At 71.0% G+C, this 25,332-nt stretch carries 20 protein-coding genes; 6 read left to right on the top strand and 14 right to left on the bottom strand.

What is annotated here, in order from left to right; translation table 11 throughout:
• Positions 1-58: 58 nt before the first annotated feature.
• Positions 59-1,414, bottom strand: a complete 1,356-nt coding sequence (locus tag AC507J_RS18405; protein WP_496290394.1) for a nucleotide sugar dehydrogenase — start codon at positions 1,412-1,414, stop codon at positions 59-61.
• 637 nt (positions 1,415-2,051) lie between these two features.
• On the opposite strand from AC507J_RS18405, the gene pdxR reads away from it, so the two are divergent.
• On the top strand, positions 2,052-3,542 hold the full coding sequence (pdxR, locus tag AC507J_RS18410; protein ID WP_496290395.1) for a MocR-like pyridoxine biosynthesis transcription factor PdxR: 1,491 nt from the start codon (positions 2,052-2,054) through the stop codon (positions 3,540-3,542).
• Here pdxR and AC507J_RS18415 read toward each other — a convergent pair.
• The 12 genes from AC507J_RS18415 to tkt form a co-directional block, all read right to left on the bottom strand.
• A complete protein-coding gene (locus AC507J_RS18415; protein ID WP_496290396.1) occupies positions 3,466-4,089 on the bottom strand; it encodes a phosphoribosylanthranilate isomerase in 624 nt (207 codons plus the stop codon). The genes pdxR and AC507J_RS18415 overlap by 77 nt on opposite strands.
• A gap of 4 nt (positions 4,090-4,093) precedes the next feature.
• Entirely contained in the window at positions 4,094-5,479 is a 1,386-nt protein-coding gene (locus AC507J_RS18420; protein ID WP_496290397.1) for an MFS transporter, read from the bottom strand.
• Entirely contained in the window at positions 5,476-6,735 is a 1,260-nt protein-coding gene (locus AC507J_RS18425) for an ATP-grasp domain-containing protein (protein WP_496290398.1), read from the bottom strand. The genes AC507J_RS18420 and AC507J_RS18425 overlap by 4 nt, the downstream gene beginning before the upstream one ends.
• Positions 6,736-6,766: 31 nt before the next feature.
• The gene (locus AC507J_RS18430) at positions 6,767-7,993 is read right to left on the bottom strand and encodes an ATP-grasp domain-containing protein (RefSeq protein ID WP_496290399.1); all 1,227 of its coding nucleotides are present in this window, start codon (positions 7,991-7,993) and stop codon (positions 6,767-6,769) included.
• Positions 7,981-9,012 (bottom strand): Gfo/Idh/MocA family oxidoreductase, encoded by a 1,032-nt coding sequence (locus AC507J_RS18435; RefSeq protein WP_496290400.1) that lies wholly within the window; start codon positions 9,010-9,012, stop codon positions 7,981-7,983. The genes AC507J_RS18430 and AC507J_RS18435 overlap by 13 nt, the downstream gene beginning before the upstream one ends.
• 72 nt (positions 9,013-9,084) lie before the next feature.
• A complete protein-coding gene (locus tag AC507J_RS18440) occupies positions 9,085-10,314 on the bottom strand; it encodes an ATP-grasp domain-containing protein (protein WP_496290401.1) in 1,230 nt (409 codons plus the stop codon).
• Positions 10,315-10,520: 206 nt separating this feature from the next.
• A complete protein-coding gene (pgl, locus tag AC507J_RS18445) occupies positions 10,521-11,285 on the bottom strand; it encodes a 6-phosphogluconolactonase (protein WP_496290402.1) in 765 nt (254 codons plus the stop codon).
• Positions 11,286-11,336: 51 nt separating this feature from the next.
• Complete coding sequence (locus tag AC507J_RS18450; RefSeq protein ID WP_496290403.1) at positions 11,337-12,353, bottom strand: glucose-6-phosphate dehydrogenase assembly protein OpcA; 1,017 nt, start codon at positions 12,351-12,353, stop codon at positions 11,337-11,339.
• A gap of 31 nt (positions 12,354-12,384) precedes the next feature.
• Positions 12,385-13,899: a glucose-6-phosphate dehydrogenase gene (zwf, locus tag AC507J_RS18455; RefSeq protein ID WP_496290404.1), complete on the bottom strand. Its 1,515-nt coding sequence runs from the start codon at positions 13,897-13,899 to the stop codon at positions 12,385-12,387.
• A gap of 37 nt (positions 13,900-13,936) precedes the next feature.
• Positions 13,937-15,592 carry a glucose-6-phosphate isomerase gene (locus AC507J_RS18460; RefSeq protein WP_496290405.1) on the bottom strand — a complete coding sequence of 552 codons (1,656 nt, stop codon included), beginning with the start codon at positions 15,590-15,592 and terminating at the stop codon, positions 13,937-13,939.
• Between the two features lie 48 nt (positions 15,593-15,640).
• Complete coding sequence (gene tal / locus AC507J_RS18465) at positions 15,641-16,819, bottom strand: transaldolase (protein WP_496290406.1); 1,179 nt, start codon at positions 16,817-16,819, stop codon at positions 15,641-15,643.
• Positions 16,820-16,833: 14 nt separating this feature from the next.
• Positions 16,834-18,972 (bottom strand): transketolase, encoded by a 2,139-nt coding sequence (tkt, locus tag AC507J_RS18470; protein ID WP_496290407.1) that lies wholly within the window; start codon positions 18,970-18,972, stop codon positions 16,834-16,836.
• 267 nt (positions 18,973-19,239) lie between these two features.
• Here tkt and AC507J_RS18475 point away from each other — a divergent pair, with 267 nt between their 5' ends.
• The 3 genes from AC507J_RS18475 (at position 19,240) to AC507J_RS18485 (ending at position 21,965) form a co-directional block, all read left to right on the top strand.
• Positions 19,240-20,196 carry a heme o synthase gene (locus AC507J_RS18475; RefSeq protein WP_496290408.1) on the top strand — a complete coding sequence of 319 codons (957 nt, stop codon included), beginning with the start codon at positions 19,240-19,242 and terminating at the stop codon, positions 20,194-20,196.
• A 364-nt stretch (positions 20,197-20,560) separates the two neighbouring features.
• Positions 20,561-20,896: a hypothetical protein gene (locus AC507J_RS18480; protein WP_341716762.1), complete on the top strand. Its 336-nt coding sequence runs from the start codon at positions 20,561-20,563 to the stop codon at positions 20,894-20,896.
• A gap of 121 nt (positions 20,897-21,017) precedes the next feature.
• Complete coding sequence (locus AC507J_RS18485) at positions 21,018-21,965, top strand: ATP-grasp domain-containing protein (protein WP_496290409.1); 948 nt, start codon at positions 21,018-21,020, stop codon at positions 21,963-21,965.
• A gap of 90 nt (positions 21,966-22,055) precedes the next feature.
• Here the strand turns inward: AC507J_RS18485 and AC507J_RS18490 are convergent, their stop codons facing one another.
• Entirely contained in the window at positions 22,056-23,018 is a 963-nt protein-coding gene (locus AC507J_RS18490; protein ID WP_496290410.1) for a COX15/CtaA family protein, read from the bottom strand.
• A 99-nt stretch (positions 23,019-23,117) separates the two neighbouring features.
• Here AC507J_RS18490 and AC507J_RS18495 point away from each other — a divergent pair, with 99 nt between their 5' ends.
• Together AC507J_RS18495 and sufB are read left to right on the top strand one after the other, a co-directional pair.
• A complete protein-coding gene (locus AC507J_RS18495; RefSeq protein WP_496290411.1) occupies positions 23,118-23,903 on the top strand; it encodes a helix-turn-helix transcriptional regulator in 786 nt (261 codons plus the stop codon).
• Positions 23,900-25,330 (top strand): Fe-S cluster assembly protein SufB, encoded by a 1,431-nt coding sequence (sufB, locus tag AC507J_RS18500; protein WP_496290412.1) that lies wholly within the window; start codon positions 23,900-23,902, stop codon positions 25,328-25,330. Before AC507J_RS18495 ends, sufB begins: the two co-directional genes overlap by 4 nt.
• Positions 25,331-25,332 lie beyond the last annotated feature (2 nt).

Genomic DNA, 25,332 nt, shown 5'->3' on the forward strand with positions numbered 1-25,332 from the left:
GCGGAACTCCTTGGTGGATAGTGGTGACCGCGCCGGCGCGGATCGCGGGATCCCGGCGTCACAGGATTTCGATGTTGTCGGCCGGCGGCAGCACGTTGCGGGTGTCAAGCACCAGCGCTGCGGAGCTCCAGTGCGGGTCCGCCGCGATCCGGTTGTGTGGGGTCACCAGCACGACGCAGTCCTGCGCCGCGAGTTCCGTGGGCGTCCAGGACGCCACGGGCACCGGCTGGCCGTCGACGGTCATCGACGGCACCAGCGGGTCGTAGTAGCTGACCTCCGTGCCGGCGCGGCGCAGTCCCCGGATGACGTCCAGGGCCGGTGCGTTGCGCAGGTCGGCGACGCCCTCCTTGTAGCTCACGCCGACGATCAGGACCCGGGCCTGCCGGGTGCTCCGGCCCCGGGCCCGGAGCAGTTCCGCGACCCGGTCGACGACCTGGCCGGGACGCTCGGTGATCCGCCGGTGGGCGGCCTGGACCAGGCTGATGTCGGTACCCGCCAGTTGCGCCAGTGGCTGGAGGAAGAGCGGGTCGACCGGGATGCACTCACCGCCGACGCCGGGACCCGGATAGTGCGCCAGGAAGCCGTACGGCTTGGTCGCCGCCGCGTCGATCACCTCCCGGACCGGGATCCGCAGTTGTCGGCAGAGGTCGGAGAGTTCGAGCGTCAGCGCGATGTTGACCAGCCGGAAGGTGTTCTCGAAGATCTTCGCCAGTTCGGCGACCTCCGGGCTGGAGACCGGGTGGACCTGCTCGCAGACCTGCTCGAACAACACCCTCGCCCGGCGGGTGCACTCGGCGGTGAAGCCACCGACCAGCTTGGGGGTGTTTGTCATCCGCCAGCCGTCGGCGTTCGCCGGATTGATCCGCTCCGGAGCCATCGCCAGGTAGAGGTCGGCACCGATGCGTACGCCGTCCTCGCTGGCGAGCCGACGAGCCGCGGCGGACGTGGTGCCCGGCGGGATGGTGGACTGCAACACCAGCAGCGTCCCCGGTCGCAGGTGCGGTACCACCGCGGCGAGGGCGCCGTCGACGTGGGAGAGGTCGGCGACGCCGGCCCTGGTCGGCGTCGGGACACAGACCACCACGGCGTCCGCCACGGCCATCGCCTCCGGCGAGGTGCCTACCGAGAGCCGTAGTTGCAGTTCCTCCAACTCCAGGTCGGAGACGTCCGGCAGGTAGGACTCGCCGCGGGTGATCGCACCGACCTTTTCGGCGTCCGTGTCGAGGCCGACAACTGAGAAGCCCGCCGCGGCGAAGCCGGTGGCCAGCGGCAAGCCGGTGTAACCGAGCCCGACGATGCCGACGACCGCCTTCCGGCTCGCGATGAGTTGGTCGAAGTCGGGCACCGCGACAACGGCGCCGACCTGCGGGTCCGGCGCCCTGGTTTCGGTGGGTGAGCTGACCATGCTAACCATTCGCACAGCTCCAAGCGGTGGGCGTGAATGCTCGGCCACTGAAGGCCGGCCAGATTCAATCAGCCGCCCGGTCGCCCGGCCCAGACCACTGAACCGGGGCGTTGGCAGACCAGGGCTGGCGTACGCCTTGAATCGTCTGGGGTGAGCTGGGTGTCGTCCTCGTATTGGTCAGTCTTCGCTCGGCCGGAGTGGCTTTCCTGCCTACCGTCTGGGCAGCGATTTTCGCCGATGGCGATAAGGGGATCCCCTTTTTTGCCGGTGGGCGTATCACAAAACCGCCCACTAAAGCACCCAAAATGGGCATCCGTCACCGGCACCAAGACCCCTGGTTGGCTACTTCACGTGCGCCTGTCGGCTACTGCCAGTCACGGATGGGGTCTGGCGGTTTCGACGGAAAAGTGCGCTACGGCACGGCTCGGGGTCCACAAAGTCGGACCATTTCCGCGAGACCGGCACCCCTCCTGTTCGGTTAGGGGTCGACTTAGGACCAAGGCTAGAATCCACCCTGCGTGCCGTTGCGGATGGGGCAGCGTTCATCGGATCCGGTCATTGGCGACCGAGCTGGGGCTTTCTGCACGTGGCCGCTGATGAGCAAACGCCATGGGCGACGCTGTCGCGCGGAGGGAGCAATTCCGGAATGCCGTGGCATCTGACAATTAGCGTTCGCAGGAACGTCGATGAGCCGCTTGGTCGGCAGATCCAGAGCGCCATCAAGGAGAAGATACGAAATGGCGTCCTGCTGCCCGGCGTGCCCCTACCGTCAAGCCGCCTGCTGGCGCGCGACATCGGGGTGTCGCGCAGCGTGGTGGTGGAGGCGTACGAGCAGATGACCGCCGAGGGATATCTGGAATCCGTCCAGGGCTCGGGTACCCGCGTCGCCACCCGTCCGATAGCCGCCGGGGACGCGCCGTCCAGCCTCCACCGGCCGCCCTCGCCGACCGTACGCTGGGACCTGCGGGTCGGCGCGACGGACGTCACGAACTTCCCGTTGCAGGAATGGCTGTCGTGCTACCAGCGGGCGACGCAGAGCCTGGGTCTCGACGGCCTCAGCTACCCGCCGATCTCCGGCATCGCCGCACTGCGCACCGAACTGGCTAGCTATCTCGGCAGAGTACGGGGCGTACGGGTGGAACCCGCCCACACCATGGTCACGTTGGGCTTCGCCCACGGCCTCGGCCTGATCTGCCGGACCCTGCCGGCGCTGGGCATCGAACGGCTCGGCGTAGAAGATCCGGGCAGCAGGAAGCAGTTCCAGTTCATCCGGGACGGCGGTATCTGCCCGGTGCCCCTGCCGCTGGACGCCGAGGGCGTCGACCTCAACGCCCTGTCGCGCAGTGGTGTCCGCGCCGTCCTGGTCACCGCGGCGCACCAGTTTCCCACCGGCGGCACGATGTCGCTCGAACGCCGGCAGGCGCTGCTGCGCTGGGCCAGCGACGTCAACGGGATCATCATCGAGGACGACTACGACACCGAGTTCTGGTTCGACCAGCGGGAGCGACCCCCGGCGATCCAGGGCAGCGACCCCCAGCGGGTCGTCTACGGCGGCAGCCTGAGCAAGGTGCTCGCACCCGGCCTGCGGATCGGCTGGCTCGCCCTGCCGGACTGGCTCTTCGACACGGTGGAACGCATCCGGGCCATCTCGGACCAGGGCTCGGACAGCATCACCCAACTGGCGGTCTCGGAGTTCCTGCGCGCGGGACTGCTCGACCGGCACCTACGCCGACTGCGTCCCCGGTACCGGTCCCGGCTGGAGACCGTGGTCCAGGCGGTACGGCGACACCTGCCGGGAGCGAACGTCACCGGTTCCTCCGCCGGTCGCCACGTCTATGTGGAACTGCCCCACCACGTCGACGAGGCGGCTGTCGTCGAAGGCGCCCTCCGCCGCTCGGTCCTGCTCCGCGGCGGCGGGCACTTCCGGCTCGCCGACACCCCCGGTACCGCCACCCGCCCCGCGCTGGTCATCGGCTACTCGGCGGTGCGGCCCAGCGACATCAACGAGGCGCTCGCCCGGGTCGGTTCGGCCTACGCCCAGTCCGGGGGCCGGCGACGGGCTACCCGGACCGGGTCGAGCCTGACCCGTTCGATCGGGCAGCCGCTACGAATTCCGCGATCAGCCGCGGCTCCTTGATGCCCCGGCGTACCTCCACGCCGCTGGAGACGTCGACCCCCCAGGGCGAGAGCGCCGAGATCGCGGCCGCGACGTTGCCCGGGTCGAGGCCACCGGCCAGCAGCCAACGGCCGGTCATCGGCTTCGCCTGTAGCGCGGACCAGTTCCACCCCTGCCCCGAACCCGGCTGCGGAGAGTCGATGATGAGCAGGTCCTCGCCGTACGAGCCCGGCCGCAGGTCGGTACCGCTCGCCAGCGAGGTCGCCCGGATCAGGGTGACGTCGAGGTCGCGCAGTGCCTCGTAGTGACCTGGCGGTTCGTCGCCGTGTAGTTGCACCGCACGCAGACCGGCCGTGGTCACGCAGTCGCGGATGACCTCGACCGGCTCGCCCCGGAACACCCCGACGGTCAGCACCGCTGGCGGCACCTCGGCCGCCAGCCGGCCGGCTTCGACCGGGGTGACCCGACGAACGCTCTCGGTCAGCATGAATCCCACCGCGTCCACGCCGGCCCGCACGGCGGCGGCGACATCTGTCGAGGTCCGCAGGCCGCAGACTTTGATGAACAAGCAGCTACTCCTTCGTGATCGGCCCGGTGGGCGTCGGTGTCTCGGGACCCGCCGGCGTGATCGGCCCGGTGGGCGTCGGTGTCTCGGGACCCGCCGGTGCCTCGGCGATCCGCCCGGCCGGGGTGAACGCGAAGACCACCGCCCCGACGAGCAGGCCGATGCCGGCGATCAACAGGGCCCCTCGGGCGGTCAGGATATTCGCCAGCACACCGGCGAGCAGGCCGCCCACCGGGATGACCGCCCACGCGACGAACCGGTAGGTGCCGCTGACCCGCCCGAGCAGGCGGTTGGGGATGATCGCCTGGCGCAGCGCCACCGAGTGGATGTTGAAAATCGTGATGCCCACCCCGCTGATCACGTAGCCCGCGCCGAGCAGGAGCAGCTGCACCAGCGGTGGGCCGTCGGCCAGCGGCAACGCCAGCAGGCCGAGCGCCGAGGTCGCCACGCCCACGACCATGGCCGGGCCGATGCCGAGGCGTCGCGCCAGCCACCCGGCGATAAGCGCGCCGCCGAAGGCGCCGACGCTCGCCGAGGCGATGATGAACCCGAGCAGGGCCGGCGTCAGCTCCAGGTCCTTGAGACCGTACAGGGGGAACAGGACGAGGACGACGTCGTGGAACAGGTTGAACCAGGCGGCCTGGAGAAGAACCGCGCGGAGAATGCGATGGCCGAGGGTCGCCTTCAACCCCTCGCCGATCTCACCCCACACGCCGCTCAGCCCTCGGGCACCGACCGTACGACGCGGCTCCCGGGTCTTGATGGCGAGCAGGGAGGCGGCTGAGACCAGATACGTCAGGCAGTCGACGATGATGGCGCCGGGCGCGGTGAACAGCTGGATGAGCACACCGCTGAAGCCCTTGCCGCCGGTCTCGGCGATCGAGCGGGTGGACTGGAGCTTCGAGTTGGCCTCGATCAGCTGGCTCCGGCTCACCAGGACCGGCACGTACGCCTGGTACGCGACATCGAACTGTGCGGTCAGCACACCGACGAGGAAAGCCACCAGGTAGAGCGCCGACATGGACAACTGGTCGGTCAGCGCGAGCAGCGGCACCACCGCCAGGATCAACGCCCGACCGATGTTCGCACCGATGAGCAGGCCCCGCCGCCGGTAGCGGTCGGCGAGCACCCCGGCGAACAACGTGACCAGGGTGAAGGGCAGGTACTCGGCGACGTTGAGCAGGCCCAGGCTGGTGGGCCCGGCGTCCAGGAGCAGGATCGCGGTCAGCGGCAGCGCCAACTCGGTCACCCGGGACCCGAGCATCGCGATGGTCTGCGCTCCCCAGAGCCGGAGGAAGTCGGGGTGGCGCCAGAGCGACGCCGCCACCTCCGGGGGCCGATCGGCCGGCGGGGGATCGGTAAGCAGCGAATCGGTGCCCTGGTCCCGGCTCACCCGCGCGTTCCGGTGGCGTCGCCCGCTGCCTCCGCCGGAGACCAGGACAGCTCGTACAGCTCGGTGGCCCGGGAAATCGCCTGCTTGACCCGGTCGGCGGTGGGGGCGCGGAACCGGAACGCGCCGGCCGTGTGCCGGGCGCCGCCCGTGCCGTTGAGGATCGCGCCCGGCGGCGGCAGCGTCTCGTCGTACAGGTCGGGCACCCGGTCCCGCAGGGAGCTCACGCCGTGGACGACCGCCGGCCGTACCGGTGGCTCCGGCATCATCAGGTAACCGGCCACGGTGCCGAGGTCCATCGGGGGCAGCTCCAGCTTCGCCCCGATCTGCAACCTGACCGAGGCCTCGATCAGGTCGACCCCGTACACGTCGCGCCAGACGAACCGCACCTGGCCACCGCCGGCCCGCGCACCGATCTCAAGGAAGACCAGGTCGGCGTGCTCGTCGTCGCCGGCTGGCGCGGTGGTGCGGAAGAACTCCAGGTGAAAGACGTCGTCCGTCAGACCCAACGCGGCAAGCACCCGCTCGGTGTACGAGACCACCCGCCGCTCGAACCCGGCGTCGTCGTTGGCGACCGAGCCGAACGGCGTGCCCCGGGCGAAGTCGAGGCATCCGGCCAGGCACTGCCAGCTCCGCACGACAAGCAGCCGCCCGCCCTGGACCACCCCGTCCACCTGGTAGAGGCCGCCCTCGACGAACTCTTCGCCTTCGTAGTCGACAAGCGACTCATCGGCGAGCACCCCGGCCAACTCGGCCTCCGTGTGGCAGACGAAGATGCCCTGGCTGTCGGCACCGGCCCGGGGCTTGAGCACGATCGGCAGACCGACCCGCCGGACGAGGTCGCGCACCTGCTCGGCCGAGTTCGCCGGACCGTACGCCGGCACCCGCAGCCCCGCCTGTTCGATGTGCCGCTTCATGACGAGCTTGTCGCGGACCTTCCGCACCTCCGCGGAGTTCTTGCCCGGCACGTCGAGTGTCGCCCGCAACTCCGCCGCCGTCTCCAGGTCGAACTCGGAGAGCGCGATGATGTGGTCGAATCGCCCGTACCGGTTGGCCAACTCCTTGGCCTGAGCGGTGACGGCCGCGGTGTCGCCGAGATCCGGCACCGTGACGACCGCCTCGGCGAGCTGCTCGTCCAGCGGCTCCCGTCCGGCCGGCGTGGTCAGGTACGCCACCCGGTTGCTCCGATGGTCGACGTACCTGTGGTACTCGCCGAACTCGTTACTCCACCGGTTGAGGATGAGAATGTGACTGGCCACGGTCAACTCCTGAGCAGTACGGGTGGGAAGATCATGTAAAGCTGACCGCCGCGTCCACCGCGTCGAGCAGGGCGGTCGTCTCCTGATATGTCGCGCCGGTCGCCACGACGTAACCGAGCCGGCCCGATGAACTGCCTGGGTCCGGCACCTGCGCGCCGGGCCGGTGCAGCGGGGCGATCTCCCTGATCCGAGGGTCGTCGGCCACCCGGCCGCCCACCGTCATCGAGGTGAAGCGGCGGATCCGGGGTCGCTGGAAGTAGCGGATGCCCGCCGTCTGTCGACGGGCGCCCGACGCCAGCGGACCGATCGGCTCACCCAGATAGCAGCGCAGCGTGATCGCGTACAGGTCGATCTCCTGCGCCAGCGACAGCAGGTATGGGATGCGATCGCCCGGCAACCTCGCCGCGACCTCCATCAACAGCGGTCCCCGGTCGGCCAGTCGCACCTCGGCGTGGAACGGACCGAGCCCGACACCGAGCGCGGCGATCACCCGCCGGACGTACGCGCTCACCTCGGCTTCCTGAGCTGCCGACAGCGCCGCCGGGAGGATGTGCCCGACCTCCACGAAGCAGGGTTCCGGCCCGAGCACCTTCTCCGTGACGCACAGCACCTGCGCCACGCCGTTCTCGACGTAACCCTCGACGCTGAACTCGGGCCCCCGCACGTACTCCTCGACCAGGGCGACGGGCAGCGTCCGTCGGTCGAGATAGGTGGCGGCCGGGTCACGGATGCGGTCGATCGCCGCCACGGCCTCGTCCAGCGTGTCCACCCGGCGGACGAGCAGACTGCCGGACTGGTTGACCGGCTTCACCACACAGGGCAGCCCCACCTTCGTGACCGCGGCCTCGACCTCGCCCGGCTCGGTGACCAGTACGGCGGCGGGCTGATCCACGGCCGCGTCGGTGACCGCCTGCCGCATCAGGTGTTTGTAGTGCAGCTTCATCGCCGAGTCGGGGTCGATTCCGGGCAGGCCGAGCTGGGCCGCCGCCCGGGCGGCGACGGGGACGTAGTGCTCGAATCCGGGTAGGACGGCGCGCAGCGGCGCGGCGTCGTGCAGTTCCTGGAGGACGTCCAGCACGGATTCGTCGTCGTTCGTGTCGACGATCCTGACCTCGCTCGCTGCGGCCAGCCGCGCGCGGGGGACGCTCCGCTCGCCACGGTCAGCGGTGAGCACCACCGGATCGTGGCCGAGTGCCCGGGCGCGGTCGATGAGCAGGCAGCCGGACGATCGAGGCTCGATGATTGTCAGCCTTGCCATGATGCGATCTCCGTTAGCTGAGGAAGCGTCTCCTGAGGCGGAATGGTCACGGCGCTACGGCGGGCCTGGTCCAGCAGCTCGATGCTGCGTACGTGCATGTCGAGGTCGCCGCGGGGCGGGCGGCGCAGACCGAGCCGTGAGTCGTACGCGGCCGTCAGGAACTGCGACAGCGGTAGGTCATGCACGATCTGGCGATCGCCACGGCCCCGGATGCGCACCTGCCCGTAGTCGTCGTCGGAGCTGAGCGGATAGTCGGCCACGATCTGCCCACCGGTACCGGTGACGATCAGCCGTCGGCGTCGGATCGGCGCGGTGAGGTCGGAGAGCAGGGTGCTGATCACCCCCGAGCCATGCGTCAGCGTGACCGCGGCACCCCCCATCACGTGCCCGTACCGGTCACAGGAGGACATCGGCCAGCGGACGGCGGACTCGACCGTGGCGTCCGCCCCGGCCAGGTGCAGCGCGAGCAGCATCTGGTGCGGGAACTCGACGTCGAAGGCGGTGGTGTGGGCGTCGTCCGCCGCCAGGTTCCGGCGGAACCGGGGCTTGCTCTGCTCCATGTGCAGCGTCGTCATCCGGCCGATCTCACCGGCGGCGACGGCCTGCTCCACCACGCTTGTCGTGCTGCTCTCCAGCCAGACACCCACCGGCATGACGGCGATGTCGGCCGAGAGTTCGGCGATCCGGCGCGCCTCGGCCAGACTGGTGGCGATCGGCTTTTCGAGGATCACCTGCCGGGCGCCGAGCGCGACGAGCTGCTCCACCCCGGACAGGTGCGCGGCCGGGGGAGTGGTCAGGTGGAAGACCGCCTGCCGCAGCGGTACGGCCATCGCGTGCAGGACGTCCGCCGCCTCGGCGAGCGTCGCCACCCACCGGATCCCCGGCTGCGTCGGCACCGGCCGTGGATCGACCACGAGCACCGTGTCGCCCGGGTCGAGAAGCGGGCGCAACGCGCGATGGTGCAGGTCGCGGCCGGCCCGTCCGTAGCCGACGATCACCGGCTGAAGAGCGCCTTGCATGGTTGTCTCCCTAGGCCACACCGTCCGGGCGCGCGCAACGGGTCGGATTCCGTACGCCGGCGCGCGTCGGCCCTATGCCGAGTGCGTCTCGACGGCCGGTTCGAGCGTCTGCGCGTCGCCGACCAGGTCCACGGTGAGCGTGCGACGGGCCAGCTCCATGGCCGAGGTCAGCTCCGTGAGGTCGGGAGCCTGGAAGAGCACGTGCCCCATTCGCTGCGCCGACGACGAGTAGGGCGCGATCGTCTCGCCGGCCTGCAACTTCAGCTTCACATCGGCCACCCAGGGCTGGGCACGCAAGGCGTCCAGGCCGTTGACGCGGGCGACGCGACCGGGCGGGAACTGCGGGAACCAGCTGGCGCCGTGGGCGCCCGGCGTCGCCGCCGAAGGCAGGGGGACCGGCAGGTCCAGGGCCATGGCGATAAGTGCGGCGTACGGGTCGAAGCCGTGGGTGAGCGCGATGACGTCCATGATGTAGTCACCCGGCGTACGCACCGCGACCTCGACGATCGCCGGACCGTCGGCGGTCATCCGGAACTCCAGATGCACGATCCCGGTCTGCATCCGCATCGCCGCCACGACACCATGGCCGAGGGTGCCGATCGTGAACATGTCCGCGCCGGAGAGCCGTACGCCGCCGACGTGCGCCAGTTCGACGAAGTCCGGTGGGCCGGTCGTCTCCTTCGCGGTGACGTTCGCGAAAATCACCTCGCCGTCGCGGACCAACGCCTCCCAGCTGTACTCCGCGCCGAGGAGGAACTCCTCCAGCAGCACCGCTTCGTGTGGCAACCGGGTTTGGAGTAGGTCGACGAGCGTGGGTTCGTCCACCACCTGCACCACGCCGGCGCTCCCGCTGCTGTGCAGCGGCTTGGCGATGACCGGGTAGCGGCTCCGAGCCCAGCTCACGCCCGCTTCGACAGTCGGCACGATCAGGTACTTCGGTTGGCTCAGCCCCGCCGTCGCGAAGCAGCCGCGTTGCAGTGCCTTGTTCCGTGAGATGACGGCGGCGTGCAGCGACGGGCCCGGTACGTCGAGCGCATCCTGCACCAGGGCTGCGGCGATGACCTGCGGTTCGGCGAAGCCCAGCACCCCGTCGGGTTCGCACGAGTAGGCGGCGGCGTTGGCCGCTGCCGCCCAGTCCTCCTCGGCGGTGCCCTCGGTGAGGATGAAGCGGTCCGCCTGTGCGGCGAGACGGTCGTGATGCAGCGCCGACTCGACAACGGTGACCCGTACCCCGAGGCGGCGGGCGGCCGTGAGGTAGGGGGTGCCCATGTAGCCGGCGCCGATCAGCAACAGTTCCTTCACCGTAGCCCCTCCCGAGCCTGCTGCGCCGCGTCTGATCCGATGGATGGACCGGCAAGCGTGGAGGAGCGAGGCTCTCCGTCAGCCGGTGAGCCCAGTCTTCGGCCAGGACGGGGTGAGAGCCAGACCAGCTAGGTGACAGTCGCTGGTACCAGTTCGCCGAATGCCTCGTTGACCAGCCACCTTGAGCTGATGGCCGGATCCGAGGTTCAGCGCAGGCTGCGCAGGCGGGTGGGAACGGAGGCTGCGGCGGCGCGGTCGAGCAGCCAGAGGGTGCGGCCGGTGCCCTGCACCCCGGCCGCCGGGATCTGCACCGGCCCGGCGCCGGCCAGGGCCATGCCGACGGCGTGGGCCTTGTCGGCGCCGCCGGCCACCAGCCACACCTCCTCGGCGGTGTTGATCGTCGGCAGGGTCAGGGTGATCCGGACCGGCGGCGGCTTCGGGCTGCCCCGGACGGCGCTGACCGGGCGGCTCTCGTAGTGCACCGGGTGTTCCGGGAAGACCGAGGCGACGTGCCCGTCCTCGCCGACGCCGAGCATCAGCACGTCGAAGTGGGGGAGTACGGCCGTGCCGGGCCGGGCCGCCCGGGCCAGTTCGGCCGCGTACCGGGCGGCGGCCTCCTCCGGGTCGGCGCCGGCGTCGGCGGGCGGCATCGGATGGACCCGGGCCGGGTCGAGCGGCAGCTTGTCCAGCAGTGCCGCCCGGGCCTGGGTCTCGTTGCGGTCCGGGTCGCCGGCGGGCAGGAAGCGTTCGTCACCCCACCACACGTCCACCCGGGACCAGTCCACCGCGTCGGCGGCCGGCAGCGCGGTCACCGCCCGGTAGACCGCCGCGGCGATCCGGCCGCCGGTGAGCACCACCGACGCCTCACCCCGCGCGGCCTGCGCGTCGAGCAGCCGCACCACCAACCGGGCCGCGACGGCCTGGGCCAACAGCTCGGCGTCGGCGTGTACGGCGACACTCGTCTCACTCATGGGTGGTCCTTCCGCGACCGCTCGGCGGTCGTGTCGTGCCGTCGTTCGGGGTCAGGATCCGGTGTTGGTCGTGGCGTGCGCGGCGACGCCGGCCTCGGCCCGCTGCGCGGTGGCCGGGTCCTTCCAGACGTGCACCCGCCGGCCGTCGCGCCGGTCCAGGTTGTTCAGCCCGGCGAAGGCACCAAGCGCCTCCGCGTAGACCTGGTCGGAACCGAGCCGGCGCAGCTCCTCGGCCAGTTCGTCGCCGAGCGGCCGGCGAACCAGCGGCAGGGTCCGATCCTCCTGACCGGTACGCCGGAAGACCGCCACGCTGTCGTCCCGGGTCAGGGTCAGCTCGTCGCCGTTGTCGCAGCGCAACTGCACCTCGCGCATGCGCGGGAACTCCTTGGTCCGCTCCCAACGCGGCTTGATGCCCAGCCGGCTGCGCAGCCACCCGCGCATCAGCGCGGCGGTCGGGTCGGTCGGCGGCGCCAGCACCGCGGCCTCGGTGAGCTGCGCCTCGGTGGTGTCGAACGCCCCGGCGACCAGGGTGCGCCACGGGGTGATCCGGGTCCAGGCGAGGTCGGTGTCCCCCGGGGCGTAGTCGCGGGCCCGCTGCCGCAGCGCCTCGATCGGGTCGGCGGCCTGGGCGCTGTCGGTGATCCGCCGGTCGGCGACCACGCCGAGGAAGTCGGTGGCGATCTCGTGCGGCGGCTCGCCGTGCCACCAGGTGACCACCGGCACGTCCGGCACCAGCAGCGGCATCACCACCGACTCGGCGTGCAGGGCCAACCGCCCGTACATCCGCATCACGACCGCCTCGCAGGGGCCGAGCCGCCCGCCGACGACGATCTCCGCGTCCAGCCGGCTGCGGTCCCGCTCCACGTCGGAGCGGACGACCACCAGCAGCCGGCACGGGTGTGCGGCGGCGGCGATGGTGGCTGCGGCCTCCGCGTCGCGGACCCGCTTCTCGTCCACCACCACGATCAGGGTCAGCGCCATGCCGCTGGCCACCCCACCGGCGCTGCGCCGCTCGGCGGCGAGCGCCTTGACCACCTCGTTGCCGGTGGTGTCCCACAATCCGATCAACGGAGCCTCCTGGTCTGCTCGTGCTGCCCGGTCACGCCCGCCGCCAGGCCCGGCCCTCGCGGGCCAGCATCTCGTCGGCGGCCCGGGGCCCCCACTCGCCGGCGCGGTAGGGCTCCGGCTTGCTGCCCTCCCAGGCGTGTTCCAGCGGATCAACCACGGCCCAGCTCTGTTCGACCTCGGCGGCGTCCGGGAAGAGCGTCCGGTCGCCGATCAGGACGTCCAGCACCAACCGCTCGTACGCCTCGGGGCTGGACTCGGTGAACGCCTCGCCGTACTGGAAGTCCATCGCGATGTCGCGGACCTCCATGGTGGTGCCCGGCACCTTGGAGCCGAACTTGAGCACCACACCCTCGTCCGGCTGCACCCGGATGACCAGCTGGTTGTTGCCGAGCATCTCCATGTCGGCCGAGGTGAACGGCAGGTGCGGTGCCTTCTTGAAGATCACCGCGACCTCGGTGACCCGCCGGGGCAGCCGCTTGCCGGCCCGAATGTAGAACGGCACCTCGGCCCAGCGGCGGTTCTGGATGCCGAGCCGGACCGCCACGTACGTCTCGGTGGTCGAGGTCGACGGGACGCCGTCCTCCTCCAGGTAGCCCTTGGCCCGCTGGCCACCGACCCAGCCGGGCAGGTACTGCCCGCGTACGGTGCCCTCCGCGACGTCCTGCGGCAGGGTGATGGCCTTGAGCACCTTGAGCTTCTCGGCCCGGATCTCGTCGGCGTCGAAGCTTGTCGGCTCCTCCATCGCCACCAGGGCGAGCAGTTGCAGCAGGTGGTTCTGCAACACGTCGCGGGCGGTGCCGACCGAGTCGTAGAAGCCGGCCCGGCTGCCGATCCCGACGTCCTCGGCCATGGTGATCTGCACCGAGTCGACGTACTGAGAGTTCCACAGCGGCTCGAAGAGGCTGTTGGCGAAGCGCAGGGCGAGGATGTTCTGGACGGTTTCCTTGCCCAGGTAGTGGTCGATGCGGAACACGTCCTGCCGGGTGAACACGTCGTCGACCAGGTCGTTTAGCGCCTTGGCCGAGGGCAGGTCGTGCCCGAACGGCTTCTCCACCACCACCCGGCGCCAGCCGCCGCACTTCTCGTTGTCGGCCATGCCGGTGCGGGCGAGTTGCTTGAGCACCACCGGGAAGGCGGCCGGCGGGATGGAGAAGTAGAAGGCCGCGTTGCCGTGGATGCCGTGGCTGTCGCGCAGGTTGTCCAGGCACTGGGCGAGCCGGTCGAAGGCCGCGTCGTCATCGAACGAGCCACCGACGAACTTGATGTTGTGCTCGAGGCGGGACCAGACCTCCTCCCGCCACGGGGTCCGGCAGTGCGCCTTGGCCGCCTCCCGGGCCAGCGACGCGAAGTCGCCGTCCCGCCAGTCGCGCCGGGCGAAGCCGGCCACCACGAAACCGGGCGGCAGCAGCCCCCGGTTGGCCAGGTCGTACACCGCCGGCAGCAGCTTCTTCTGGGCCAGGTCACCGGTCACTCCGAAGATCACCAGAGCACAGGGCTCCGGGATCCGCGGCAGTCGCCGGTCCTGCGGGTCGCGCAGCGGGTTCACGCCGCCTCCTCGCTCCGCTCGTCCACGTCGTCCATCCTCATGCCCGCAGGGACCCGACCGCGTCGAGCAGCTGGGCCAGGCCCGCCGTCCGGTCGGTCAGGTGCAGGTGCAGTAGCGGGCGTTCGCGACCGGCCAGAGCCCGGCGGTCGCTGGCGGCCTGCGCCGCCTGTAGCTCCCCGAAGGAGTACGGCCTTCCGGGCACCGGCAGATCAACGTCGACCGTACCGGTCACGTGAAGAAAACTACCCACCCGTGGGCCATGGATGTGGTACTGCCCGATGGCCTGCGGGTGGCGTGGCGCCCAACCGAAGGTGACCGGCCGCCGGGTGACCTCGGCCAGCAGCGGACGCAGCCGGGCTGCGGCGGCGTCGGCCTGCCCGTCCAGGTACGCGACCACGGCCAGGTAGCCGTCCGCGTCCAGCCCCTGCAACAGATGGCGCAGGGCGCCGGTCAGCTCGGCCGGAGCGCCCGGCGGGGCGTACACCTCGATCGCGCCCTCGACGGCCGACGGCGCCGGCACCAGCGGCTCGGCCAGCATCGCCGGAACGTGTTCGTCGGACAGGACCGCCGGGACGTGCCCGCCGGAGCCGGCGTCCGGCGGGTCGAACGGGTCGACCCCGAGCACGGTGGCGGCGACCGCGGTGGCGTACTGCCAGGCCAGGAAGTGGGCGCCGAGCGGGCCGTTGACCGCGAGGTCGGCTGCCGTGCCGGCAGCGGGCACGTCGCCGACGGTGAGCGCACCGCCGTAGCTGATGGTGAGCATGTCGCTGCCGGTCACCCCGGGAGCCGTCGGCGACTCCACCACCACCGGCAGGATGCCCAGGCCGTCCCGGCCGGTGCCGGCGAGCAACTGCGCCACCCACTCGCCGAGACCCTCGACGCCGCTGCCGTCGGCGACAAGCGCGACCTTGTCCCGCCCGGTCGTCGCGGCGGCGGCCAGCGCGGCACCGAGCGCCAGCGCCGGGTTCTGCTCCGGCCGGCCCAGCGACGCCGCGAACTCCTCGGCCTGGTCGAGCAGGTCGGCCACGGCGACGCCGGCCAGCGCGCACGGCACCAGCCCGTACGCGGTAAGCGCGCGGTAGCGGTCGGTTGCCCACGGGTCGGCCGGTACGGTGATCGCGCCCAGTTCGGCGGCGACCGCCTCCAACGGCGAACCCGGCTCGGTGACCACCACGAAGTGCCGGCCCGCCTCGGCCTCGGTCAGCCCCGCATCCAGGAACGCCTGCCAGTAGGCGCGCCGGAAACTGTCGATCTGCACCGGTGCGCCGGTGCCGCCGGCCAGCACCACCACGGTGCGGGAAAGCCGGTCGGCGAGCGCGGCGCGGACCCGACCGGGATCGGTCGTGTCGAGCACGGTCAACGGCCGGCCGGTGGTACGCGCGACGGCCTCGGCCGCGAGCGACGCACCGGCCGTGCCGGCGAGCACCACGTGGTCCAGGTCGGCCAGCTCGGCGGTGAGCTCGGCGAGTTGGGGGAGCAGGTCGCGACCGTGGCGGTGGGCGGCCAGCCAGCCGAGTCCGGCCGCCGCCGACGGACCCCACCACCTCGGGTCCCCGGCGGCCAACCGGCCCGGTGTGCCGGCCTCGACCAGCGCCTGCCGGGTGGAGGCCGGCGCGGCGGCGTCGACCGCCGCCGCGCCGTACACCGCGAGACCACCGGCGGCCTCGGCGGGCGCGTCCAGCAGCTCACCCACGCCGCCGCCCCGAGGAGGCGGCGGCGTGGGCGGGGCCGGGGCGCACCGTCACGCATTGCCTCCGGCCCGCGCGGCGGCGTCGGCGTTGCTGCGGGCGGCGTCGCTCGGACTGTCGGTGCCCTGCCCGGCGGCGGCCAGCGACTTGCGGACCCCGTCGAGCAGCTCGTTCCAGCTCGCCTCGAACTTCTCCACGCCCTCACGCTCCAGCGTGTCGATCACGTCGGCCAGGTCCACACCGACCGACTCAAGGTCGGCGAAGACCTGCCGGGCGTCGTCGTACGCGCCGGTGACGGTGTCCGGGTGCGTCTCGCCGTGCTCGGCGTACGCGTGGATCACCGACTCCGGCATGGTGTTTACGGTGCCGGGGGCAATCAGCTCCTCGACGTAGATGACATCCCGGTAGTCCGGGTTCTTCGTCGAGGTGGACGCCCAGAGCGGCCGCTGCGGGTGCGCCCCGGCGTCGGCAAGCGCCCGCCACCGCGCCGAGGAGAAAACCTCGCTGTAGCGCTCGAACGCCAGCCGCGCGTTGGCCACCGCGGCCTTGCCGCGCAGCGCCCTGGCCTGCTCCGAGCCGATCTTCTCCAGCCGCTTGTCGACCTCGGTGTCGACCCGGGAGACGAAGAACGAGGCCACCGAGCCGATTGTGGACAGGTCGTGGCCGTTCGCCCTGGCCTGCTCCAGCCCGGCGAGGAACGCCTCCATCACCTGCGAGTAGCGGTCCAGGCCGAAGATCAGGGTGACGTTGACGCTGATCCCCTCGGCCAGCGCGGCGGTGATCGCCGGCAGCCCGGCCTCGGTCGCCGGGATCTTGATGAACAGGTTCGGTCGGTCGACCAGCCACCAGAGCGCCTTGGCCTCGGCGACGGTGCGCGACGCCTCGTGGGCCAGCCGCGGGTCCACCTCGATGGAGACCCGACCGTCGACGCCGGCACTGGCGTCGTACGCCGGGCGCATCACGTCACAGGCCCACCGCACGTCGTACGTGGTGAGCATGCGTACGGCCTCTTCGACCTCGATGCCCCGGGTGGCCAGGTCCCGCAGCTGCCAGTCGTACTCGTCGGCGTCACTCAACGCCTTCGCGAAGATCGTCGGGTTGGTGGTAACCCCGACCACGTGCTGCTCCCGGCGCAGCTGGTCCAGCCCGCCGGAGCTGAGTCGTACCCGGGACAGATCGTCGAGCCAGACCGCCACCTTCGCAGCGGTCAGCTCGCCCAGCCGGTCAGTCATGTACGCCGCTCCCCTCAGTTGCCGGTCGTGAAACCGGTGATGTCCCCGACCCGGGTCAGCGCCGCGTGCGCGGCGGCGACGATCCGGTCGGGGGTGAAGCCGAACTGCTCGAAGAGCACGGTGTGCGGGGCACTCGCGCCGTAGTGCTCGATGCTGACACTCTCGCCGCAGTCACCGACGATCGCGCGCCAGGACATCGCGATGCCCGCCTCCACGCTCACCCGGGCCTTTACCCCACGCGGCAGCACCGACTCCCGGTACGCCTCGTCCTGCTCGAAGAACCACTCCTGGCACGGCATCGATACCACCCGGGTGGGCGTGCCCTCGGCCTCCAGCCGCTCCCGGGCGGTCAGGCAGAGCTGCACCTCGGAACCGGTGCCGACGATGATCACCTGGGGCTTGCCGTTGGACGCCTCGGCGAGCACGTAGCCGCCCTTGGCGACCCCGTCGGCCCCGGCCAGCTCGGACCGGTCCAGGGTGGGCAGCGCCTGCCGGCTCAACGCCATCGCGGTCGGCCGGTCGGTGTGCTCAAGCGCCTGCCGCCAGGCCCAGGCCGTCTCGTTGGCGTCGGCGGGGCGGACCACGTCCAGGCCGGGGATGGCCCGCAGCGCGGTGAGGTGCTCGATCGGCTGGTGGGTCGGGCCGTCCTCGCCGAGCCCGATCGAGTCGTGCGTCCAGACGTAGACCACCGGCAGCTTCATCAGCGCGGCCAGCCGCACCGAGGGACGCATGTAGTCGCTGAAGACCAGGAAGGTGCCGCCGTAGGGGCGGGTGCCGCCGTGCAGGGCGATGCCGTTGAGGATCGCGCCCATGGCGTGTTCCCGGATGCCGAAGTGCAGCGTGCGGCCGTACTCGTGGCCGGGGAACTCCTTGGTCGCGTACTGGCTTGGGACGAAGGAGGGCTCGCCCTTCATCGTGGTGTTGTTGCTCTCGGCCAGGTCGGCCGAGCCGCCCCAGAGCTCGGGCAGCACCGGGGCGAGCGCGGCCAGCACCTTGCCGGAGGCGGCCCGGGTGGCGACGCCCTTGGCGTCGGCGGGGAACTCCGGCAGCGCCTCGGTCCACCCCTCGGGCAGTACCCGACCGGCGAGCCGGTCGTAGAGCGCGCGCTGCTGCGGGTTGGCCTTCGCCCAGGCGTCGAAGGCGGTCGTCCACTCCTGCTGCGCGGCCTCACCCCGGCTCAGCGCCGCCCGGGTGTGGCCGAGCACCTCCTCGGTGACCTCGAAGGAACCCGCCGGGTCGAAGCCGAGGATCTCCTTGGTGGCGGCCACCTCGTCGGCGCCCAGCGCCGAACCGTGGATCTTGCCAGTGTTCTGCTTGTTCGGTGCCGGCCAGCCGATGATGGTGCGCAGCGCGATGAACGATGGGCGGCCGGTCTCCGCCTTGGCGGCCAGCAGCGCCTGGTACAGCTCCTCGACGTTCTCGTGGTAGTCGCCCTGGTCGGCGTCGCCGCGCCGCCAGTCGACGGTCTGCACGTGCCAGCCGTACGCCGCGTAGCGGGCCGCCACGTCCTCGCTCATCGCGATCCGGGTGTCGTCCTCGATCGAGATCTCATTGTCGTCGTAGATCAGGCAGAGGTTGCCCAGCTGCTGGTGCCCGGCCAGGGCGCTGGCCTCGTGGCTGATGCCCTCCTCGATGTCGCCGTCCGAGGCGATGCACCAGATGTGGTGGTCGAAGACGGACTCGCCGGGCTCGGCGTCCGGGTCGAAGAGGCCGCGCTCGCGGCGGGCCGCCATGGCCATGCCGACGGCGTTGCCCAGGCCCTGCCCGAGCGGGCCGGTGGTGGTCTCCACACCCGGGGTGTGCCCGTGCTCGGGGTGACCCGGGGTGAGCGAGCCCCACTGTCGCAGCGACTTCAGGTCGTCCAGGCTCAGCGGGTAGCCGGCGAGGAAGAGCTGGATGTAGAGGGTCAGGCTGGAGTGCCCGGCGGAGAGCACGAAGCGGTCCCGGCCGGCCCAGTTCGGGTCGGCCGGATTGTGCCGCATCACCCGGTTGAACAGCAGGTACGCCGCGGGGGCGAGACTCATCGCGGTGCCCGGATGGCCGTTGCCGGATTTCTCCACGGCATCCATGGCCAGTACGCGGACGGTGTCCACGGCACGGCGATCGAGGTCGGACCAGTCAAGTGCGGGGGGCGCAGGTCGTTTGGCAGCCACGGTGGTTAGTGCTCCTCGGCGAGATGGGCGGAACCCTCACTGCTGACCCTATCGAGCGACGCTAAACGTGTGCCCGAGGATCTCAGCATGCTGGTCTGTACGTTTTTCGTCGGCGCGGCGGTTCAGTCGCCGGTGTGACGGTCCGCACCGTTACCGGGTCGCCCGGGCAGCCAAAACGACAGCGCGTAGTGTGTGGGGCGGTGTGCCGGCCCGAGCCGGGTCCGGCCGCCGAAAAACTCCCCTGCCGACGCCGGAAGGTGGCAATCCGTGAGCATGATCACCGAGCGCCCGGTCAGTACCCCTGCCGGACAGTCGCCGGTGCGCTCGGCGGAGGAGACCCCGGTCCGCTCCCGCGACCTGCGGGTGGTGGTGGCGGCGTACGTGACGCTGACCAAGCCCCGGATCGTCGAGCTGCTGCTGGTGACGACGGTGCCGGCGATGATGCTCGCGCACGGTGGGATGCCGTCGCTCTGGCTGGTCGCCGTGGTGCTGGTCGGTGGCTCGCTCGCGGCCGGCGCGGCCAGCGTGCTCAACTGCTACATCGACCGGGACATCGACCAGTTGATGCGGCGGACCAAGCGTCGCCCCCTGCCGGCACACACCGTGACCCCCCGCAACGCCCTGATCTTCGGTCTGGTGCTGGCGGCGGTCTCGCTGGCCCTCATGGCGGTCTTCACCAACCTGCTCGCCGCCGGGCTCACCCTGGCCGCCATCGTCTACTACGACGTGATCTACACGCTCTGGCTCAAGCGCACCACGGCGGCGAACACCTTCTGGGGTGGGGCCTGCGGGGCCGCTCCGGTGCTGATCGGCTGGGCGGCGGTGACCGGGTCGCTGTCGCCGGTGGCCTGGGCGCTCTTCGCGGTGGTCTTCTTCTGGCAGATGCCGCACTTCTACCCGCTGGCGATGAAGTACAAGGACGACTACGCCCGCGCCGGCATCCCGATGCTGCCGGTGGTGGCCTCGGTGCGGCGGGTGAACGCCGAGATCCTGCTCTTCGCCTGGCTGACCGTGCTCACCTCGCTGGCCGTCTGGGCACTGGGCCTGAGCCCGGTCTACGGCGTACCGACCCTGGTGGTCGGCGCGATCTTCCTCGTCGAGGCGCACAAGCTCGCCGGCCGGGCCAGCCGGGGCGAGGCGGTCAAGCCGATGCGGTTGTTCCACTGGTCGACGACGTACCTGACCATCGTCTTCGCCGCCGCCGCCCTCGACGCCCTGCTCTGAGCGGTAAGGAAGGGCCCCCTCTTAACGCCTCGTGTATAGGAAGGGCCCCTTCTTAACAGGAGCAGCCTTCTTAACAGCAGCAGCCCGCTGACCACCGGCCGCAGGTCCCGGCGGTGGAGCCCGATAGATGAGGTGCGATGCGCCTTTGTCGGCACAATTCGCCCTAGCGGGGGATGAGCCCCGGATGAGCCGATCGGCCAGCATGATCCGATTGCTGGCCATCTAGGACGGCGGTTAGGGCGGTTGTGCCCGGAAAAATACGGGCGAAACACCTTCCTGCCTGCTTAAACCAAGGCGTAATCGGTATCACAAAAGGTTCATGGTTCTCGCCCGTTAGGGTGCCGCTCTGCATAGGCTTCGGGTTATGGCAGATGGTTCCGATACGACGCTGACGGCCGATCAGACCGCCTCCGGTCAGGCCCCCAGCGGCGTGGTGGCGGGTATCAAGTCGTTCGCCGCCGAGCACGGCGGGGCGAAGGCGGTCATCGAGTACGTCGGCAAGCGCGGCGCACGGATCGTCCTGGTGGGCTCCGACGGCGCGTGGGGTGACCAGTTCGCGGAGGACACGGTCGTGGCCCGGGAGGCCTGCGCGCAGGCCGGGGTCGCCGTGGAGAACGCCTGGGAACGGGAACTGATGGACCAGATGCGTCCGAGCAACGACCTCTGGCGTTCGATGGCCCGACGCACGATGGCACGCTGACATAACCCGACAGTTCGTCGAAATAGTGATAACTGACCTGTGTCCGATCGGTCGCAGTGGCCCACCCCGGCCGCTGCGGCCGTACTAGTTGGCGGCCACGTCCCGCCGAGGTAGCGATGCCATGAGCGCACCACCGCCCGCCCCGTCCGCACCACCGCATCGCCCGCCGGCCCGGGGGGAACCTCGGGTCGCTCTCGTGACCTGCGCCGACTTCGCCGACCTGGAGCCGGACGACCGGCTGGTCCGTGCGCCGCTGGCCGCCCGCGGCATCTCGGTCACCCCGGCCGTGTGGGACGACCCGACGGTCGACTGGGCCGGGTACGACCTCGTGGTGCTCCGCTCTCCGTGGGACTACGCGCTGCGCCGGGACGAGTTCGTCGCCTGGGCCGAGCGGGTGCCCCGGCTGGTCAACCCGGCCGACGTGGTCCGCTGGAACACCGACAAGCGCTACCTCGACGAACTCTCGGCCGCGGGGGTGCCCACCGTGCCGACCGAGTGGGTCGCACCCGGGCAGCCCTGGCGCCCCGGCACCGGGCACGGCGAGTACGTCGTCAAGCCGACGGTCAGCGCGGGCGCCGCGGACACCGGCCGCTACGACTTCGCCGACCCGGAGCACCGTACGCTGGCCGAGGCGCACGTGCGCCGGCTCACCGAGGCGGGCCGGACGGCCATGCTCCAGCCGTACCTCCGGGCGGTCGACACCGCCGGTGAGACGGCCCTGCTCTTCCTCGCCGGCCCGGACGGGCTCAGGTTCAGCCACGCGATCCGCAAGGGTGCCCTGCTGACCGGCCCCGATCGCGGCCTGGACGGGATGTACCGGCCGGAGACGATCAGCCCGCACACCGCCACCGCCCAGCAGTTGGCGGTGGCCGAGAAGGTGCTTGCGGCCGTGTCCGGTGCGGCGCAGCGGCTGCTCTACGCCCGGGTGGACCTGCTGCCCGGCGACGACGGTGCGCCGGTACTCGTCGAGTTGGAGCTGACCGAGCCGTCGCTGTTCCTCGGCTACGCCGACGGTGCCCCCGACCGGCTGGCCGAGGCGATCGTCACCCACCTGCGCCGAGCCGGCTGAGGGCGCCTGCGCCTTGAGCCGGTTGAGGGCGCCCTGCGCCTGAGTCGGTTGAGGGCGCCCTGCGCCTGAGCCGGCTGAGAGGGCGTCGGCTCAGGCGGGGACCGGAACCTCGACGGGGCTGGGTTCGGACGGTTCGGGAACGGCGGTCGGGCGGCGTTCCCGGGTCGACCAGAGCATGCCCAGGGTGGCCAGCAGCACCAGGCAGGAGCCGACCATGTGCGCGCCGACCAGCAGCGCGGGCAGGTCGGTGAAGTACTGCACGAAGCCGATCACGCCTTGGCCCAGCTCCACCCCGACCAGCACGGTGGCGGCGCGGGCGGCCCGGGTGGCGCCGACGGCGCGGAAGGCGAAGACCAGCGCCACCGAGAGGCCGAGCAGCAGGAAGACCCCGTCGGCGTGGACCTGGGAGATGTTCTCCGGGTCGAGTCCGTTGCGGGCCGCGCCGTGGTCACCGGCGTGCGGTCCGCTGCCGGTCACCCAGGTCCCGACCACCAGGACGGAGGCGCTCACCACGACGGTGAGCCGGGCCAGGGTGCGCAGCGGTGCGGGCACGGTCGGCACCACCGGGCCGTCCGGGTCCTTGATCCGCCGCCAGAGGGCGTACGCCACGGCGATGACCACCATCGAGGCGAGGAAGTGCAGCCCGACCACCCACGGGTTGAGGTCGGTCAGCACGGTGATCCCGCCGATCACGGCCTGGGCCGGGATGCCGAAGAGCACCCCGAGGGCCAGCGGCAGCAGTCCTCGCCGTCGGGGCCGGTGCAGCAGCACCGCCACCACCACGGCGAGCGCGATGGCCCCGACCGCGAAGGTGAGCAGCCGGTTGCCGAACTCGATCACCCCGTGGACGCCCATCTCCGGGGTGGAGACGTACGAGTCGTCGGTGCACCGGGGCCAGGTGGGGCAGCCCAGGCCGGAGGCGGTCAGTCGGACCAGCCCGCCGGTGCCGACGATTGCGACGTTCGCGACGATCGACGCGAACGCGAGCCGACGCAGCAGAGTGGCGGAGACCGGAGACCGGGTAGCGGGCGTCACGGCGCAAATCCTACGCACCGTAGTGATCGAGGCGTGTCGGGATCCGCTCCACCGGTGGTTCGGATCACCCCTACCCCGAGTTTGCGAGGCCCCCGGGAAATACGTAACGTTGGCGTTGTGAAAAACGCGGCGGCGCTGCCTGGGCACCGACCGACGGCCGTTCCGGCCGCCGGTGCGGCCCAGTCCGCCCGGGTGTCGGGGGAGGCCCGTGCCGCGTCGGCGGATGTCTCGACCCGGGACCGGGTCACCCAGTTGCTGCTGGAGCGCCGGGCCGCCACCGCCGCCCAGCTGGGTGCCGCGCTGGGGCTCAGTCCGGCGGCGATCCGCCGGCATCTCGACGCGATGCTCGCCGACGGCGACGTGATCGCCAGCGAGCAGGTGGTCCGCGGGCACCGGGGGCGGGGTCGCCCGGCCAAGGTGTTCCTGCTTACCGACGCCGCCCGCAGCCGCTGTGGCACCCACCATTACGACAACATGGCCACCGCCGCGCTGCGCTGGATCGCCCGTACGGGCGGCGCGCGGGCGGTGGAGGAGTTCGCCGCCGAGCAGGTGGCCGCCCTGGAGGCCCGCTGCCGGGCCGCCCTGGCCGACGCCGGGGACGATCCGATGGCCCGGGCCGAGGCACTCGCCGCGGCGCTGACCGCCGAGGGATACGCTGCCAGTGCGTCCACGATCGCTTCCGGCGGCCAGCTCTGTCAGCACCACTGCCCGGTGGCGCACGTGGCCGCCGAGTTTCCCCAGCTGTGCGAGGCCGAGACCACGGTGATCTCCCGCCTGGTCGGCACGCACGTGCAGCGCCTGGCCACCATCGCGCACGGCGACGGGGTGTGCACCACGCACATTCCCGGCTCGCCGCCTGCCCAGTCCGGTAAGACCGTCACCACTGTGAGGACAGATAGATGACCGAGCAGATCGTCCAGCCCCTGACCCAGGAGGAGCAGCTCGCCGCCCTGGGCAACTACGAGTACGGCTGGGCCGACCCGGACGTCGCCGGTGCCTCCGCCCAGCGTGGCCTCAACGAGGCGGTGGTGCGGGACATCTCGGCCAAGAAGAACGAGCCGGCCTGGATGCTCGACCTGCGCCTGAAGGGCCTGCGGCTGTTCGAGCGCAAGCCGATGCCGGCCTGGGGCGCGGACCTCACCGGGATCAACTTCGACAACATCAAGTACTTCGTGCGCTCCACCGAGAAGCAGGCCGCCAGCTGGGAGGACCTGCCCGAGGACATCAAGAACACCTACGACAAGCTGGGCATCCCGGAGGCGGAGAAGCAGCGGCTGGTCGCCGGGGTCGCGGCGCAGTACGAGTCCGAGGTGGTCTACCACAAGATCCGTGAGGACCTGGAGGAGCAGGGGGTCGTCTTCCTCGACACCGACACCGCCCTCAAGGAGCACGAGGACATCTTCAAGGAGTACTTCGGCACGGTGATCCCGGTCGGCGACAACAAGTTCGCCGCACTGAACACCTCCGTGTGGTCCGGTGGCTCGTTCATCTACGTGCCGAAGGGCGTGCACGTGGAGATCCCGCTGCAGGCGTACTTCCGGATCAACACCGAGAACATGGGCCAGTTCGAGCGGACGCTGATCATCGTCGACGAGGGCGCGTACGTGCACTACGTCGAGGGCTGCACCGCGCCCATCTACTCCTCCGACTCGCTGCACAGCGCGGTGGTGGAGATCGTGGTCAAGAAGAACGCCAGGTGCCGCTACACGACCATCCAGAACTGGTCGAACAACGTCTACAACCTGGTCACCAAGCGTGCCGTGTGTCACGAGGGCGCGACCATGGAGTGGATCGACGGCAACATCGGCTCCAAGGTCACCATGAAGTACCCGGCGGTCTACATGACCGGCGAGCACGCCAAGGGCGAGGTGCTCTCGGTGGCCATGGCCGGCGAGGGCCAGCACCAGGACGCCGGGGCCAAGATGGTACACGCGGCGCCGCACACCAGCAGCACCATTGTGTCGAAGTCGATCGCCCGGGGCGGCGGCCGGACCTCGTACCGGGGCCTGGTGCAGGTGCTGGAGGGCTCGCACAGCAGCGCCAGCACGGTCAAGTGCGACGCCCTGCTGGTCGACACGATCTCCCGCTCCGACACCTACCCGTACGTCGACATCCGCGAGGACGACGTGTCGATGGGGCACGAGGCGACCGTCTCCAAGGTCAGCGAGGACCAGCTCTTCTACCTGATGAGCCGGGGCCTGAGCGAGGACGAGGCGATGGCGATGATCGTGCGCGGGTTCATCGAGCCGATCGCCAAGGAACTGCCGATGGAGTACGCCCTGGAGCTCAACCGCCTGATCGAGCTTCAGATGGAGGGCGCGGTCGGCTGACC

It is taken from the genome of Micromonospora sp. PRAS1, from assembly GCF_059553435.1.